We start from the raw sequence: 15,349 nt of genomic DNA, 5'->3' as shown, positions 1-15,349 counted from the left end.
CGCGGTACTTTCGGAGCGTAAAACCATGATGTTGAAAAACACGATCTTCAAAAGCATGCGTTACGGCGTCGCCGGTCTGGCCCTCAGTTGCTTCACCGTTTTTACCGCACAGGCCGCCGAACCCAAGGAATTGTTCTTCTATAACTGGACCGACTACTACCCGGTTGAACTGCTGGCCAAGTTCGAAAAGGAGACCGGGATCAAGGTCACCATGGACGGCTACGACAGCAACGAAACCCTGCTGGCCAAGTTGCAGGCCGGTGGCGCGGCGTATGACGTGATCGTGCCGTCGCAGTCGATCATGCGCACGTTGATCAACCAGGACCTGCTGTTGAAAATCGAGGCGTCGACTCTGCCCAACTTCCAGTACGTCAAACCGGCGTTCCGCGACCCGGGTTTCGACCCGGGCCGCAAATTCTCCGCACCGTACCTGTGGGGCACCACCGGGTTTTCCTATGACAGTGCGCGGGTACCCGGCGGCAGGCTGGACGATTCGTGGAAAGAATTCTTCGAACCGCGCAAGGAACTCGAAGGCCAACTCGCCGCCCTCGACACCTCCAGCAGTGTGATCAACGCGGCCAGTCATTACCTGAACGTCGACGAATGCAGCGAAAACCCGCAGGACGCCAAGCGCATTCTGGAGCTGCTGCAAAAGCAGAAACCGCACTTGAAGATGTACAGCTCGGACAACACCGTCGACCGCATGGCCTCCGGTGAAGTGATCATGATGCAGAACTGGAACGGCTCTACCGCCCGGGCCACGTTGCAAAAAAGCACCATCAAGTACGTGTACCCGCGCGAAGGCCTGGCCATGTTCCAGGACAACTTCGCCGTGCCGAAAAGCGCGCCGCACCCTGGCAACGCGAAGATCTTCATCGACTGGATGATGAAACCGGAAAACGCCGCCGCAGTGTCCAACGCCATCGCCTACGACAACGGTATCCAGAGCGACAAGTTGATCGATGCCAAATGGCGGGTCATGGACGCCATCAACATGCCCGACGAGTTCGCCTCGCGCCTGCGCCCGGAAAAAGAGTGCAGCAACAAGGCGCGCGAGCTGCAGGACCGTATCTGGTCGAAGCTCAAGGGCTGATTGCCTGGCTTGAAACCGAGTCGCGGCCATCGCGGGCAAGCCCGGCTCCCACAGTGATTTGTGTTGATTACAACATTTGTGACCACCTCCGAACCCTGTGGGAGCGGGCTTGCCCGCGATGAGGCCCGCCCTAACACCATAAAATTTGAGGTTTCTCATGACTCAATCCCGCTGGCTGCGCAATGTGCGGCCCTACGGTTCAACCGCCGAAGACCTGTTGATCGAGAACGGCCGGTTCACCCAACGCCGCCCCGCCTCCGACGCGGCAGTGACCACCACCGACATCGACGGCCAAAACCAGCTCCTCACCCCGGCCCTGGTTGAAAGCCACGTCCACCTCGACAAAACCCTCTGGGGCCAACCCTGGCGTCCGAACAGCGCTGGACCGACGCTCAAGGATTACATCGCCAACGAGCGCCGCGTGCTGCGTGAAGTCGACGCGCCCATCGCTCAACGCGCCGGCGCGCTGCTGGAAAACTGCATCGCCCGTGGCTCGCTGACGATGCGTTGTCACGTCGATATCGACCCGGAATTCGGCCTGCGCCATGTCGAGGCCATGCAACAACTGCGCGAAAGTTACCGCGACCTGATCGATCTGCAACTGGTGGTGTTTCCGCAAACCGGCCTGATCAGCCGACCCGGCACCGCCGAACTGATGCGTGAAGCCATGGCCCTGGGCGTTGAAAACGTCGGCGGCCTCGACCCGTGCGGCATCGACAACGACCCGATCGCCCAGCTCGACTTCGTGTTCAAACTGGCCAGCGAATTCGAGCGTGGCGTCGACATTCACCTGCACGACAAGGGAGAACTGGGCCTGTGGCAGATCGCGCGGATCGCCGACTACACCGAGCGCTTCGGGTGTCAGGGTCGGGTGATGATCAGCCACGCCTACTGCCTTGGGATATTGCCGTGGAGCCAGGTCAAACCGGTGGCCGAGCGTCTGGCGGCGCTGAACATTTCGTTGATGAGTTCGGCGCCGGCCGATTGCGCGGTGCCGCCGTTCCTCGCGCTGCGTGAGGCCGGGGTGAATGTCTGCTTGGGTTCGGACGGCATTCGCGATGCCTGGTCGCCCATGGGCAACGGCGACATGCTGGAACGGGCGATGCTGTTGGCATTCCGGTTCGACTTGAACAAGGACGATGAACTGGCGGCGGCGTTCGAAGCGGCGACGGTGAATGGCGCTCGGGCGTTGGGCTGTGAAGGTTATGGGGTGGAGATCGGCCAGCCGGCAGACTTTTTGCTGATGCCGGTGCAGACGCTGGGTGAGGCGGTGGTGTCGCGGCCGGTGCGGCAGGTTTATCGCGGCGGTGAGTTGATCGCTTCCGGTGGCCAACTGCTGGACAGTCGCTTGTGAAACGGATTGCGTTGAAAGCCAGTTGCGTGGTCGGCTTCGACGGCACGCAGCATGTGCTGTGGCGCGACGGCGAAGTGGTGTTCGAAGGTTCGCGCATCGTGTTTGTCGGGCGTGATTATCCGGGCCCGGTGGATCAGAGGATTGATTACGGCAACGCGTTGATCGGTCCGGGCTTCATCGATCTGGATGCGCTCGGGGATCTTGATTCGACGGTGCTGACGCTGGACAACGGCGATGAACGCGACATGGGCCGGATGTGGTCCGAGGACTATCTGGCGAGCGGTCCGCGGGAGAGTTACAGCGCAGATGAAGAAGTCTTCAAATACCGCTATGCCTTCACTCAGTTGATCCGCAACGGCATCACCACCGCCATGCCGATCACCTCGATGTACTACCGCGAATGGGCCGAGACTTACGACGAGTTTTCTGCGGTGGCCGGTGTCGCTGCCGAGTTGGGGCTGCGGACTTACCTCGGTCCCTGCTACATGAGCGGCATGAGTTACTGGCGCGCCGATGGAACCCTCGGGCATCACTGGGATGAAGCGCGGGGAATGGCCGGGCTCGATGCGGCTGTGCGGTTTTTCCATGATTTCGACGGTGCGCACGAGGGTTTGATTCGCGGCGCGCTGTTGCCGGACCGTATCCAGACCTGCACCCCGGCCCTGCTGCAACGCACCGCCGCGCTGAGCCGGGAACTGAACGCGCCGATGCGTTTGCATTGCTGCCAGGGGCTCGGTGAGGTGGCGATGGTCGAGCAATTGCGCGGTACTTCGCCGCTGGGTTGGTTGCAGCAATTGGATCTGCTGACCCCGCGCAGTCTGCTGCCCCACGGCATTTACACCTCTGGCGATGACGATCTGCAACGCGTGGTGGATGGCGGCGCGAGTCTGGTGCATTGCCCGGTGGTGTTTGCCCGTGACGGCGAGGCGCTGAACGCCTTCGGTCGCTATCGGGCCAAGGGCATCAACTTCGCCTTGGGCACTGACACCTGGCCGGCGGACCTGCTGGAGAACATGCGCCAGGGTCTGAACATCGCGCGATTGATGGAGGGCGATGGTTCTTTGACCGGTACGTTGGACTTTTACAACGCCGCCACGCTCGGTGGCGCCAAAGCCTTGGGTCGAGACGATCTCGGCCGTCTGGCACCGGGGGCCAAGGCCGACATCACCGTGTTCAGCCTTCGCGGCCTGCATTTGGGGCCGCTGTTCGACCCACTGAAAAACCTGGTGCTGGCCGGGCGCGGTGACGACTGCATCGCCAGCTACATCGACGGCCGCTGCGTCATGCAGGACGGTCAGGTTCAAGGCGTCGACTACCCCGCCCTGCAACGCCAGGCCCAACAACAATTCGAAAAACTGATGCGCAGCCACAGCGACCGGGCCTTCGGCCAACCGGACTGGAAAGGCCTGTTCAAACCGGCCATCCCATTCGCTGACGACTACAGCGCACACGCGCCGCTGAGTGCGATTGATCCACTTTTTTAGAGAGTTCTGCCCATGCAAAGCTTCGACTTCAGCCAATTGAGCCCGCGAGACAAGTACAAGATCCTGATCGGCAGCGTGGTGCCACGGCCGATTGCCCTGGTCACCACCATCGACGGCGAAGGTCGGATCAACGCCGCGCCCTTCAGCTTCTTCAACGCCCTCTCGGCCGACCCGCCGATCCTCGCGTTGGGCGTGGAAAACTACGGCGACCAAAGTCCCAAGGACACCACTCGCAATATCCAGCTCAACCAGGAATTCACTGTGAACATCGTCAGCGATGCCCTGGTGGAAGCCATGAACGTCTGCGCCGTGCCGTTCGCTCCCGGCTTCGACGAACTGACCGCCGCCGGCCTTACCGCGATTCCCGGCACTACCGTCAAATGCCCAAGGATCGGCGAAGCCCCGGTGGCGCTGGAGTGTCGGCGGATGATGGCGCTGTCCATCGGGCAGTCGCGGGAGATTATTTTTGGGGAAGTGCTGATGGCGCATGTACGGGATGAATTGATTGACCCAAAAACGTTGTACATCGATCAGTTGGGGCTGGATGCGATTGGACGCATGGGTGGGCATGGGTATGCGCGTACGCGGGACTATTTTGATTTGCCGACACGTTCGTTGCAGGCATGGACGGATGCGCCGGGGGGTGGGGAGCGGTTTTGGCCAGAAGCCAAATGATCGTTCCCACGCTCCGCGTGGGAATGCATCCTGTGACGCTCTGCGTCACGCTTGCGAAGGGACGCGGAGCGTCCCGGGCGGCGTTCCCACGCGGAGCGTGGGAACGATCCTGCAAAACAGGCTGATCTCAGTCAGTGCCGTATTTCGGCGAACGCGGCCCGTACAGCAACCCCGCCGGTTGTCCTGCCGACAGCAGCCGAGCGCTGGTCACACCGGCAATCGGGTGACCGGCATCGGTGGAGTTGTTTATCACTTGCTTGACCGCAGCCGTAATCAGCATGCCAATCAAACCACCACCACCGTTGTTACCGCCCTCCTCGCTCGAAGCCCGAGCCGAGCCAGTCCACAGGGTGGTGCCGCTCTTGAGGTCCACCAGTTTCGCGCTGGCCGTAACCACGGTTTCGCTGCTGATGATCATGTAGCGAGTGCCGTAGTCCGTCACAGTGATGTACAGCGCAGCATCGGCACCGAAGATTTCTTGCAGCTTGTTGGCCGGTGCCTGGTGGATGTCTGCCGGCGTGGTCAGGCCGTTCTGGCGGAACGTCTCATCGACCAGCGTGATCGGCAGCACGTAGTAACCGGCTTCAGCCAATGGATACGTGACCTGCGACAACAGGCTGTAGGACGCTTTGACGTCTGGCGAGTTGTTCAGCGGCGGCAGCACCAAAATGGTTTTTGGACGACTTTGCTTGTACGCCGAATAATCCACGGTCTTGGGGCTGACGCAGCCACCGAGCACGGCCAGAGCCAGCAGCCCGGCCAGCAGTTTCAATGAGCGCGCGATCATTGGGTGTCTCCGGTCTTGGCGTTTTTAAGCAGAAAATCCATGTACGGCGTCGACTCGGGGAACAACGTTTTCTCGGTTCTGAATTGCTGCACCATCTGATCGTCCTTGCCCATGCTCAGGTACAACAAGCCCAAGTGAGCGTGGTAGCCAGGCGGCGGTGTCTTGCCGGTGGACCTGATCTTCTGCAGGTCGCGCTCCAGGGCTTCGGCCTGAGCTTCCTTGGGCTCTTCACCCTTGAAGTACTCGTAGACTTCCGGCTGGTAGCTTTCCCACTGGTAAAGGGTTTTCGGGCCGCTGTTGCAGCCGGCCAACAGGCCACTGACCAGCACGGTCGACGCCATCAGCGCCCATTTCGCATAAACCTTGAACATGCTTGTACCGCTCCTTGTCATCGACCTTGATCAGTTGCCTGGTTTCCATGCACCGGCATTCATGCCGTCCACCAGACGATTGATCGCCTCGCGCATGGCCAGGTCGAGCACTTTGCCGTTGAGGGTCGAATCGTAGGCAGCGGTGCCGCCAAAGCCGATGACTTCACGGTTGGACAAGGCGTATTCGCCCGCGCCCTGAGTCGAATAAACCACTTCGGACGTGCTGATATTGACGATGTTCAGATTGACCTTGGCGTAGGCCACCTGGGTCTTGGCGCGACCGAGAATGCCGAACAACTGGTGATCGCCAGTCTCTTTGCGGCCGAACTCGGTGACATCACCGGTGACCACAAAGTCAGCCCCCTTGAGGCGCTGGGACTGGCCCTTGATCGCGGCCTCCTGCTGGATCTCACCCATGTTGTCGCGGTCCAGCACGCTGAAGCGGTTGGTTTGCTGCAAGTGAGTGATCAGGATGGTCTTGGCCTGACCGCCGAGGCGATCCACGCCATCGGAGAAGATCCCGCGCATGTAGCTCGAACGGTTGTCGAACTTGCCGACGGCCATGGGTACGCGAAGACCGGCATAAGCGAGGCTGGCGCTTTCAACCTTTTCTACCGGCAAGGCGCGCGAGCTTTCGGTCGCACACCCAGCCATCGCGCCCAAGACGGCAATCGCTGCCGCCGATACCAACATCCGAGAGATCATTCTCACTGTGCATTCCTTTTGAAAAACGGTTTATCCCGGCACGGCAATAGCCCGCCACTGCGGGTTGCAGCGGCGAAAAAGCGAGGGGGAATCAAATCGACAATCGACGTGCGGGACGTCGGCGGCCGGCATTATGCCAAAGTGCCATCATCGAAGACAGTATTAAATGTGTGGGGTGGTTTGATCGTTCCCACGCTCTGCGTGGGAATGCAGCCACGGACGCTCCGCGTCCGCTGTGACGCAGAGCGTCACGGGAGGCGTTACCACGCAGAGCGTGGGAACGATCATGCCCCGAGATCAACGGAAATCCCGGCTGCGCACACTGATGCCGTCGAGCAACGCACTCAAATCGCTCAACCGTCCGGCAATCAAATGCCGCACCTCGCCTTCCCTCTCCCAGCGCCCATCAACCTTGAGCAATTGCGAGCCGACCAATACCTGGCGCTGCCGGTCGGCCAGGTCGCGCCAGACCACCACGTTGACGTTGCCGAACTCATCTTCAAGGGTGACAAAGGTCACGCCACTGGCGGTGCCCGGACGTTGCCGACCGGTCACCAGCCCGGCGACGCTGACCGGTCGTCCATGCTCGACATCCAGCAGCTCCTTCGAACTGCGGCAGCGTCGGGCTTTCAATTCACCCCGCAACAACGCCAGCGGATGCGGACCGAGCGTGGTGCCGACACTGTTGTAATCGGCTAGCAGGTCCTCGCCCACGGTGGGTTTGGGCAATGACACCGCGCCCTCCTCCTGACTCGGCAGGCCGGCAAACAAGCCGAGCTGTTTCTGCACCCCCGCCACTTCCCAGCGCGCCCGATGACGGTCGCCGGCCAGTCCACGCAGCGCACCGGCATCGGCCAGTTGCTCCTGGGCGCGGGCATCGAGTCGTGCCCGCTCGCCGAGGTCGGCAATGTCGATAAACGCCCCCTTCGACCTCGCCGTTTCGATGCGCCGGGCATCGTCCTCGCGAAAGCCCTTGATCATCCGCAACCCCATGCGAATCGCCGGCTGGGCACCGGTGATCGGTTCGAGGCTGCAATCCCAGTCACTGGCGCGCACGTCCACCGGGCGGATCTGCAAATGATGCCGGCGCGCGTCCTGCAGAATCTGGTCCGGGCTGTAGAAACCCATGGGCCAGCTGTTGATCAGCGCACAGGCGAAGGCCGCCGGCTCGTGGCATTTCAACCAGCAACTGGCGTAGGTCAGCAAGGCAAAACTGGCGGCGTGGGATTCGGGGAAACCGTAACTGCCGAAGCCTTTGATCTGCTCGAAGATCTGCGCGGCAAATTCTGCCGTGTAGCCGTTTTTCTTCATCCCGGCGGCCAGGCGATCCTTGTGCGGTTCGAGCCCGCCGTGGCGTTTCCAGGCGGCCATGGAGCGGCGCAACTGATCGGCCTCGCCGGGGCTGTAGTCGGCGGCGACAATCGCAATCTGCATCACTTGTTCCTGGAACAGCGGCACGCCCAGCGTGCGCTTGAGCACGACTTCCAGTGCCGGGGACGGATAGACCTCGGGTTCTTCCTTGTTTCGGCGTCGCAGGTACGGATGCACCATCCCGCCCTGAATCGGCCCCGGACGGACGATCGCCACCTCGATCACCAGGTCATAGAAAGTCCGGGGCTTGAGCCTCGGCAGCATCGACATCTGCGCCCGGGACTCGATCTGGAACACGCCGATGGTGTCCGCACGGCCGATCATGTCGTAGGTTTGCGGGTCTTCGGACGGGATCGTCGCCAGGCTCAGGTCCCGATGGCGATGACGGCGCAACAGATCGAAACAACGGCGGATCGCACTGAGCATGCCGAGGGCCAGGATATCCACCTTGAGCAGCCCGACCGCGTCGAGGTCATCCTTGTCCCACTGAATGATCGTGCGCTCGGCCATGGCGGCGTTTTCCACCGGGACCAGGCTGTCCAGAGGCTGCTCGGAAATCACGAAGCCGCCAGGGTGCTGGGACAGGTGTCGGGGGAAACCAATCAGTTGCCCCGTCAGGCTCAGCACCCGGCGCAGTACCGGGCTTTCGGGATCGAACCCACCTTCGAGCAGGCGTTCCACGGGCGGTGTTTCATCACTCCAGTGGCCACAGCAATCGGCGAGGGCGTTGATCTGGTCTGGCGGCAACCCCAAGGCCTTGGCCACATCACGCACCGCGCCGGCCGCGTGATACGTGCTGACCACCGCCGTCAGCGCCGCGCGGGTCCGGCCATACCGCTGGAACACGTACTGCAAGACTTCTTCGCGGCGTTCGTGTTCGAAATCGACGTCGATGTCCGGCGGCTCGTTGCGCTCCTTGGAGAGAAAACGCTCGAACAACAGCGTGGTGCGGTCCGGATCGATTTCGGTGATGCCCAAGGCAAAGCACACCGCCGAGTTGGCCGCCGAACCACGTCCCTGGCACAGGATTTTTTGCTCACGGGCGAAACGCACAATGTCGTGAACCGTCAGGAAGTAGCTTTCGTAGCCCAGCTCGGCGATCAGCTCCAGTTCCTTGTCGATCTGCTCCAACACTTGGGTTTGCGGGCCTTTTGGCCAGCGCCACGCAATGCCCTCCTCGGTCAAATGACGCAGCCAGGACGTGGCTGTCTGGCCTTCCGGTACCAACTCCCGGGGATATTGATAACGCAACTGACCGAGGTCGAAGGTGCAGCGCCGGGCGATGTTCAGCGTTTCGTCGAGCAGTGTTTGCGGATAGATCGATTGCAGAGCATCGAGACTGCGAACATGCCGCTCGCCATTGGGATGAAGACGCAACCCGGCCGCGGCCACCGGCACGTGATGACGGATCGCAGTCATGGTGTCCTGCAAGGCGCGCCGCCCACGGGCGTGCATGTGCACATCGCCGCTGGCCACTGCCGGGATTCGCAGTTCGCCCGCCAGGGTCAGCAGCGCAGCCAGCCGTCGGGCATCGTCCTGGCCGCGATGTAACTGGACGGCCAGCCACAGGCGTTCGGCGAAAGTCTGCTTCAGCCAGTGGCCCTGTTCAACGTCATCGACAGCGTCCGGCACCCACAACGCCAACAGCCCTGGCAACGGTTCGCTGAAGTCTTCCCGCAGCACTTGATACTGGCCTTTCTGCGTTCGGCGTCGGGCTCGGGTAATCAGTCGACACAGGGTCTGGTAGCCCTCGAGGTTTTCCACCAGCAGCACCAGTTTCGGGCCGTTCTCGATCCGCACTTCGCTGCCGATGATCAGCGGCAGCTCCACGGATTTGGCCGCTTGCCAGGCGCGGACGATACCCGCCAGCGTGCACTCATCGGTGATTGCCAAGGCCTGATAGCCCAGTTTTTTCGCCCGCTGAAACAGTTCGAGGGCACTGGAAGCTCCGCGCTGGAAACTGAAGTTCGACAGGCAGTGCAACTCGGCATAGTCGATGCTCATGCGAACCACCCCTGCAACCACAACGGGCCGTCCTCACCGACCGCACGATAGGCCCAGCCCTGCTGGCCGGAGCGGGTTTCGATCAGGAAATAATCGCGGCGCACATCGTCACCGTCCCACCAACCGGACTCGATGCGTTCCGGCCCCATCAGGATGCGCGTCGAACCTTCGTGCACCGCCAGCGGTTCAGTCAGCAGCCAGCCCGGTCGTTGCACGGCAGGCAGCCCGCCACAGCGCTGACTGTCGACACTGGCCTGCCACGCGCATTCCGGCCGGTGATCGGCCTGGAACCGCAAACCCTGCACCGCGTCATCCCCCAACCGCGCGCGCAAGCGTTCGCGCAGTTGCTCCCAGGGCAAGGACTGCTGCGGGCGGTCGTCGAACAGCGCCTGATACTGGGGAACGAAGGCCGGCAAGTCTTCGGCGCGCAGACGAAAACCACGCACCGGGGCCTCGACCTGGACTTGCTCCAACCGGCCCCGGGCCAGTTCAAAGAGCATCGCCGGATCACGTTCGGCGCTGAGCAGGCCGACCTTGATAAGGGTGTCCGGCAACCCGGCATGCTCCAGGTGCAGGTCGAAACGCTGTACGCCGCTGTCCCGCCCGCAAAGAAACGCCGACAGGTCACCGGTCAATCGGCGTAACGGAAACAGCAGCGCCTGATGGGATTGCACATCGAAGTTGAGTTCGATGCGCACATCGAACTGGTCCGGCGGCAGGTAGAACGTCAGCGCCAGCCGCCGTAACCCGAGCAAGGTGTCCAGATGCTTGAGCACCTGGGCCTCGAAACGCCGGGCCAGACTATGGCGAGGCAACGCCTGAACCTGACTCAACGTGCGCAGCCCCATGCGCGACAACGCCGTGGCGACGCTGGTCTCCAGCCCGATCCGGTCGATGGGCAACTGTCCAAGATGATGTTGCAAGGCTTGATCGTCGGGCACCACCAGACCGTCATACGCGTTGGCCAGCACCCGTGCGGCCACCGGGTTGGGCGCGGCAACAATCCGATGGCGAAACCCCAGTTCGCCGAGCTCGGTCCGCAACCGCGCCTCGAATTGCGGCCAGGCGCCGAACAATCCCAGGCTGGACTCGATTTCAAACACCACCGCACGCGGGTAATGCACGCTGACTTGTGAACTGAAGCGGTAGGCCCATGCAGCCAGAAACTGCTGCCAGTGTTCGATCTCGGCGGCGTCGTATTCGGCCGTGGCAAACCCTTTGCTCAGCGCCTGCGCGGCGGTCATCGACTGACCCGGACGCAAGCCCAGCGCCCGCGCCGATCCGTTGACCGCTTGCAGCACCCGACGTTGCGCCGGACCGGTCAGCAGCGCCAGCGGCGCATCGGGATCGGCGCGCTGACGCAGTACCGCGTCCAGCGCCAATTGCGGGAAAAGAATGCAGACCCAGCGCATGGCAACCTCAATGCCCCACGGGAAAGGCAATCGGTGCCGAGCGCGCCAACCCACCCCGGCACTTGAGCACGCGCAATTGCGCAGGCCTGGCGTCGATGGCGATGCGCAAAGCGGCTGGCGAAGGGTTGATGGCTTCATTGATCGAGCGATAGGCGAACGCCAGGGTCGAGCCGGTTTCCGCGGCCACCTGCAAGCGGCGCAACGCCCGGTCATCAGCCTTGTGCGGCCAGCACAACACCGCACCGCAACTGCCTGAACGCAGGCATTGTTCGGCCGCCCACAGCGCATCGCGCTCGCTGGCCTGGATGATCGACAACTGGCGCAGATCGACCCCGGCGTTCTGCCAGGCCTGGGGATACGGCACGTAAGGCGGCGCCACCAACACGATGCGCTCGCCAGCGGCCGACAACCGCGCCAGCGCCGGCCACACCAGTTGCAGCTCACCGACGCCCTGCCCGGCCAAAAGGATTTCGGTCAGCGCCGCTTCCGGCCAACCGCCAGTCGGCAACGCCGCATCCAGCGCGGCATGCCCGGTGGGTTGCGGGCTGACGGCCGGTGGCGCAGGCCGGCCCTTCCAGACCTGGCCGCCATTGAACAGCGTATCCAGCGCAACGACGGCGCCCATCACCCTTGCCTCACCAGACCACAGAACACCCCTTCGATGGCCAGGTCCTGATCGGCATCGACGATGATCGGCTTATAAGCCGGGTTGCGTGGCAGCAAGCGGACAACGTCGCCGATCCGCTCGAAACGTTTGATGGTGACTTCGCCGTCGAGCCGTGCGACGACGATCTGGCCGTTGACCGCCTCGGGATTGCGGTGCACGCCCACCAGATCGCCGTCGAGAATGCCGTCCTCGATCATCGAGTCGCCCTGGACCCGCAGCATGTAATCCGGCACCCGCGAGAAGATCGACGGGTCGAGCAGCAAGCGGCTGTGAACCTCGGCGTCGGCACCGATCGGCGCACCCGCCGCCACCCGACCGAGTACCGGAATGTCCAGCAGCTCGGGCCGCGCCGGTTGCCCGAGCAAACGAATGCCCCGGGCCTGATGCGCATTGACCTCGATGAAACCGGCTTCGGTCAGCGCCAGCACATGCTTGCGCGCCACGCTGCGGGAGGCGAAACCGAACGCCTCGCTGATTTCAGCGAGGCTCGGGGACTGACCGTGCTCGGCGATTCGATCGCGGATAAAAGTCAGGATGGCGGTACGGCGGGGCGTTAAAGTCGTCATGGAGTACATTTGTACTCTTTTGGCTTTTTCCTGGCAAGGACCGCCAGTCAGCTCAACCCACGAGACGCCAGAAAACCTGCGATGTAATCGATGAAAGCCACCACTTTGGCGGTCGCCCGCCGATGGCTCGGGTACACCGCCAGAATGTGCGCGCCGAAGCTGTCCGGATCGATGTCGTAGTCGGCCATCACCCGCACCAGTCGACCGTCGGCCAGATACGGCGCGGCGCTCCACAGCGGCGTGTGCAACAACCCGCGCCCGGCCAGCGCGTTGGCCAGCAGCAGGTCGTAATTGTCACTGCGCAAACGCGGCGCCTGCGGTTGCGGCAGGCTCAAACGCTGGCCGTCGCGCTCGGCCCACCAGAATTCGCGGCTGAGCAACGGATGGCGATACAGCAACCATTCGTGGTCATCGAGGTTTTGCGCAGTGACGGGCAACGCCTTGCGCGCCAGGTAAGCCGGGCTGCCACACAGCGCCAGACGATTGCTGCCGACGACGCGGGCGATCAACCCCGGCAAGTCGTCATGACCTTCGCGCAACGCCAGGTCGTAGCCACTTTCCAGCAGATTGACGAACTCATCGCACAGGTCCACTTGCAGATTGATCTGCGGGTATTGCTCCAGAAAACCACCACACACCTGATCAAGAAAGGCCTGCCCATAGGCCAGCGGCGCGGTGATTTTCAGACTGCCGCGCAGGCCATGCTGCATTTGCTCGATTTCCTCGCCGGCCTCCTCCAGCCGTTGCAATACCTGGCGCGCGGTTTCCAGGTAGAGCCGCCCCACTTCCGTCAGCAGAATCCGTCGGGTACTGCGCTCGAACAGCCGGGCGCCGAGCTCGGCTTCCAGGTGATTAACCGCTTTGGTCAGGGCCGAAGGCGTCTTGCCCAGTTGCTCGGCGGCGCGGCTGAAACTGCCCAATTGCGCCGTGACCACGAACATTTTCAATGCACCCAGCTTGTCCATTCTTTTTCCATTCAGGCAAAAACGTTTTTCGTGAGTGAGGCGTTCTGCTTGCCGTGACAAGCCACTAATCTGGCCATCAGACGCAATAACAAGGAAACATTCAATGAAAAGATTCATCCCGAATCTATTGATGGTGGCAGTGAGTTTTGCCTCGTTGGAAGCCATGGCAGCGACCGATCTGGTGCTGCTGAACGGCAAGATTTTCACCGCCGACCGCAGCCAGCCCAAGGTCCAGGCGTTGGCGGTGCAGGACGGCAAAGTGTTGCAGGTTGGCAGCGATGCGCAGATCAAGGCCTTGATCGAGTCGGGAACCCAAGTCATTGATCTGGGCGGCAAGACCCTGATGCCCGGCCTGATCGACAGCCATTCCCACGCGATTTTCGGCGGTCTGGAAATGGCCTCGGCCAACATGGAAGACGAGGTGGTCGACCTCTTTGAGCTGGAAAAACGTCTGCGCGCCTGGCGTGACGATGGCAAAGCGAAACAGGGCGATGTGCTGAGCGTGGCCGGCATGAGTTCCGCTTACTGGGCTCAGGCCGAGGCCTTCGGCAAGACCTTCAACACCGGGGAATGGGCCGAAGTGCCGGTGGTGTTCACCGGCAGCGACCACCACACTGCGTGGGCCAACGACGTCATGCTCAAGCGCGCCGGCATTGATGCCGCACTGCTTAAATCATTGCCGGCCGCCGAAAAAGACACCATCGGCAAGCGCGCCGATGGCAGCCCCAACGGGTTCCTGGTCGACGCCGGTTGGGATCGCGTCGCGTCAAAAATGCCGGTGCCGAGCGCCGCCGACATGCTGAAGGCCGCGCAAACCGCGGTGCGCTACAACAACAGCCAGGGCATCACTGCGTGGATGGACCCCGCCGCCAACGCCGCCCCCGGCGAGCCGGTATTCGCCCTCACACCCACGGAAAAAACCGTCGGCGTGCTGCCGGTGTACAAAGCGCTGTCCGAAACCGGTGGCATGACCGCCCACGTCGCCGCGCTGCTGGTGGCCAATCCGAAAAGCGTACCGGCCGACCTCGACACCTTGGACAAAGTCCGCCAGCAATTTCAGGGCATCCCCAACCTGACCCTGCCCGGCATCAAGATCTTCGCCGACGGCGTGATCGAATACCCGGCGCAGAGCGCGGCGATGATCGATCCCTACACCAACTCGCACAAACAGGGCGAGTTGCTGATCGATCCGAAGCATTTCGGCGAACTGGTCAGCGCCATCGATCAGCGCGGCTGGCTGGTGCACATCCATGCGATAGGCGACCGCGCAGTGCGCGAATCGCTGAACGGCATCGCACAGGCGCGCAAGGATCGCCAGAGCGGCGTGACGCACTCGATCACGCACCTGCAAATGGTCAACCCGAAAGAGTTTGCGCGGTTCAAACCGCTCAACGTCATCGCCTCGATGCAACTGCTGTGGGCCACGGCCGATGACTACACGCTGGACATGATCAAGCCTTACGTCAGCGCGCTCGCCTTCCGCTATCAGTACCCGGCGCATTCGCTGCTCAAGCAGGGCGCGACAATTGCTGGCGCCAGTGACTGGCCGGTGTCCACGCCCAACCCGTGGAACGCCATGGCCCAGGCCATCACCCGCGACGGTCCGCTGGGTGTGCTGAACGCCGATGAACGCATCGACCGCGAAACGATGTTTTACGCCTACACCCTGAACGCCGCCCGCACCATCGGGTTAGAGAAGCAAATCGGTTCGCTGAGCCCCGGCAAGCAAGCCGATTTCATCGTGCTGGACCGTGACGTGTTCAGCGTCGACAACAAAGCCCTGCACGACACCCAAGTGCTGCAAACCTGGTTCGCCGGGCGCGAAGTTTACGCACCGACCCTCTAAGAAAAATCACCTGAAACCACTGCCCACCCCGCGCTCATCGCCGGGGTTC

13 protein-coding genes are annotated in these 15,349 nt (G+C 62.3%); 5 read left to right on the top strand and 8 right to left on the bottom strand.

The annotated features are described in order from the left end of the window. Window positions 1-28: 28 nt before the first annotated feature. The 4 genes from ACYZT5_RS02760 (at window position 29) to ACYZT5_RS02745 (ending at window position 4,606) form a co-directional block, all read left to right on the top strand. Window positions 29-1,093 (top strand): extracellular solute-binding protein, encoded by a 1,065-nt coding sequence (locus ACYZT5_RS02760; protein WP_462052178.1) that lies wholly within the window; start codon window positions 29-31, stop codon window positions 1,091-1,093. A gap of 157 nt (window positions 1,094-1,250) precedes the next feature. After that, complete coding sequence (locus tag ACYZT5_RS02755; protein WP_462049678.1) at window positions 1,251-2,447, top strand: amidohydrolase family protein; 1,197 nt, start codon at window positions 1,251-1,253, stop codon at window positions 2,445-2,447. After that, window positions 2,444-3,931: an amidohydrolase family protein gene (locus ACYZT5_RS02750; RefSeq protein ID WP_462049677.1), complete on the top strand. Its 1,488-nt coding sequence runs from the start codon at window positions 2,444-2,446 to the stop codon at window positions 3,929-3,931. Before ACYZT5_RS02755 ends, ACYZT5_RS02750 begins: the two co-directional genes overlap by 4 nt. Window positions 3,932-3,943: 12 nt before the next feature. Continuing rightward, window positions 3,944-4,606 (top strand): flavin reductase family protein, encoded by a 663-nt coding sequence (locus ACYZT5_RS02745; RefSeq protein ID WP_401360933.1) that lies wholly within the window; start codon window positions 3,944-3,946, stop codon window positions 4,604-4,606. Between the two features lie 127 nt (window positions 4,607-4,733). Here ACYZT5_RS02745 and ACYZT5_RS02740 read toward each other — a convergent pair whose 3' ends face one another. The 8 genes from ACYZT5_RS02740 to ACYZT5_RS02705 form a co-directional block, all read right to left on the bottom strand. Further along, window positions 4,734-5,393 carry a DUF799 domain-containing protein gene (locus ACYZT5_RS02740; protein ID WP_462049676.1) on the bottom strand — a complete coding sequence of 220 codons (660 nt, stop codon included), beginning with the start codon at window positions 5,391-5,393 and terminating at the stop codon, window positions 4,734-4,736. Next, window positions 5,390-5,734 (bottom strand): DUF4810 domain-containing protein, encoded by a 345-nt coding sequence (locus ACYZT5_RS02735; protein ID WP_371925536.1) that lies wholly within the window; start codon window positions 5,732-5,734, stop codon window positions 5,390-5,392. The genes ACYZT5_RS02740 and ACYZT5_RS02735 overlap by 4 nt, the downstream gene beginning before the upstream one ends. Window positions 5,735-5,794: 60 nt before the next feature. Continuing rightward, window positions 5,795-6,469, bottom strand: coding sequence for a CsgG/HfaB family protein (locus tag ACYZT5_RS02730; protein ID WP_462052177.1), 675 nt, complete (start codon window positions 6,467-6,469; stop codon window positions 5,795-5,797). 297 nt (window positions 6,470-6,766) lie between these two features. Continuing rightward, window positions 6,767-9,865, bottom strand: a complete 3,099-nt coding sequence (locus ACYZT5_RS02725) for an error-prone DNA polymerase (RefSeq protein ID WP_462049675.1) — start codon at window positions 9,863-9,865, stop codon at window positions 6,767-6,769. Next, a complete protein-coding gene (locus ACYZT5_RS02720; RefSeq protein ID WP_462049674.1) occupies window positions 9,841-11,256 on the bottom strand; it encodes a Y-family DNA polymerase in 1,416 nt (471 codons plus the stop codon). Before ACYZT5_RS02720 ends, ACYZT5_RS02725 begins: the two co-directional genes overlap by 25 nt. 7 nt (window positions 11,257-11,263) lie before the next feature. Then, window positions 11,264-11,881 (bottom strand): translesion DNA synthesis-associated protein ImuA, encoded by a 618-nt coding sequence (imuA, locus tag ACYZT5_RS02715; protein WP_033061610.1) that lies wholly within the window; start codon window positions 11,879-11,881, stop codon window positions 11,264-11,266. Next, on the bottom strand, window positions 11,881-12,498 hold the full coding sequence (gene lexA, locus ACYZT5_RS02710) for a transcriptional repressor LexA (protein ID WP_462049673.1): 618 nt from the start codon (window positions 12,496-12,498) through the stop codon (window positions 11,881-11,883). Before lexA ends, imuA begins: the two co-directional genes overlap by 1 nt. Window positions 12,499-12,536: 38 nt before the next feature. Next, window positions 12,537-13,454, bottom strand: a complete 918-nt coding sequence (locus tag ACYZT5_RS02705) for a LysR family transcriptional regulator (protein ID WP_462049672.1) — start codon at window positions 13,452-13,454, stop codon at window positions 12,537-12,539. A 103-nt stretch (window positions 13,455-13,557) separates the two neighbouring features. Between ACYZT5_RS02705 and ACYZT5_RS02700 the strand changes: the two genes are divergently transcribed. Next, complete coding sequence (locus ACYZT5_RS02700; RefSeq protein ID WP_462049671.1) at window positions 13,558-15,300, top strand: amidohydrolase; 1,743 nt, start codon at window positions 13,558-13,560, stop codon at window positions 15,298-15,300. The last annotated feature ends 49 nt before the right edge of the window (window positions 15,301-15,349 follow it).

The sequence above is a fragment of the Pseudomonas sp. LB3P14 genome (assembly GCF_054898045.1).
This window is presented reverse-complemented; position numbering and strand designations above follow the sequence as displayed.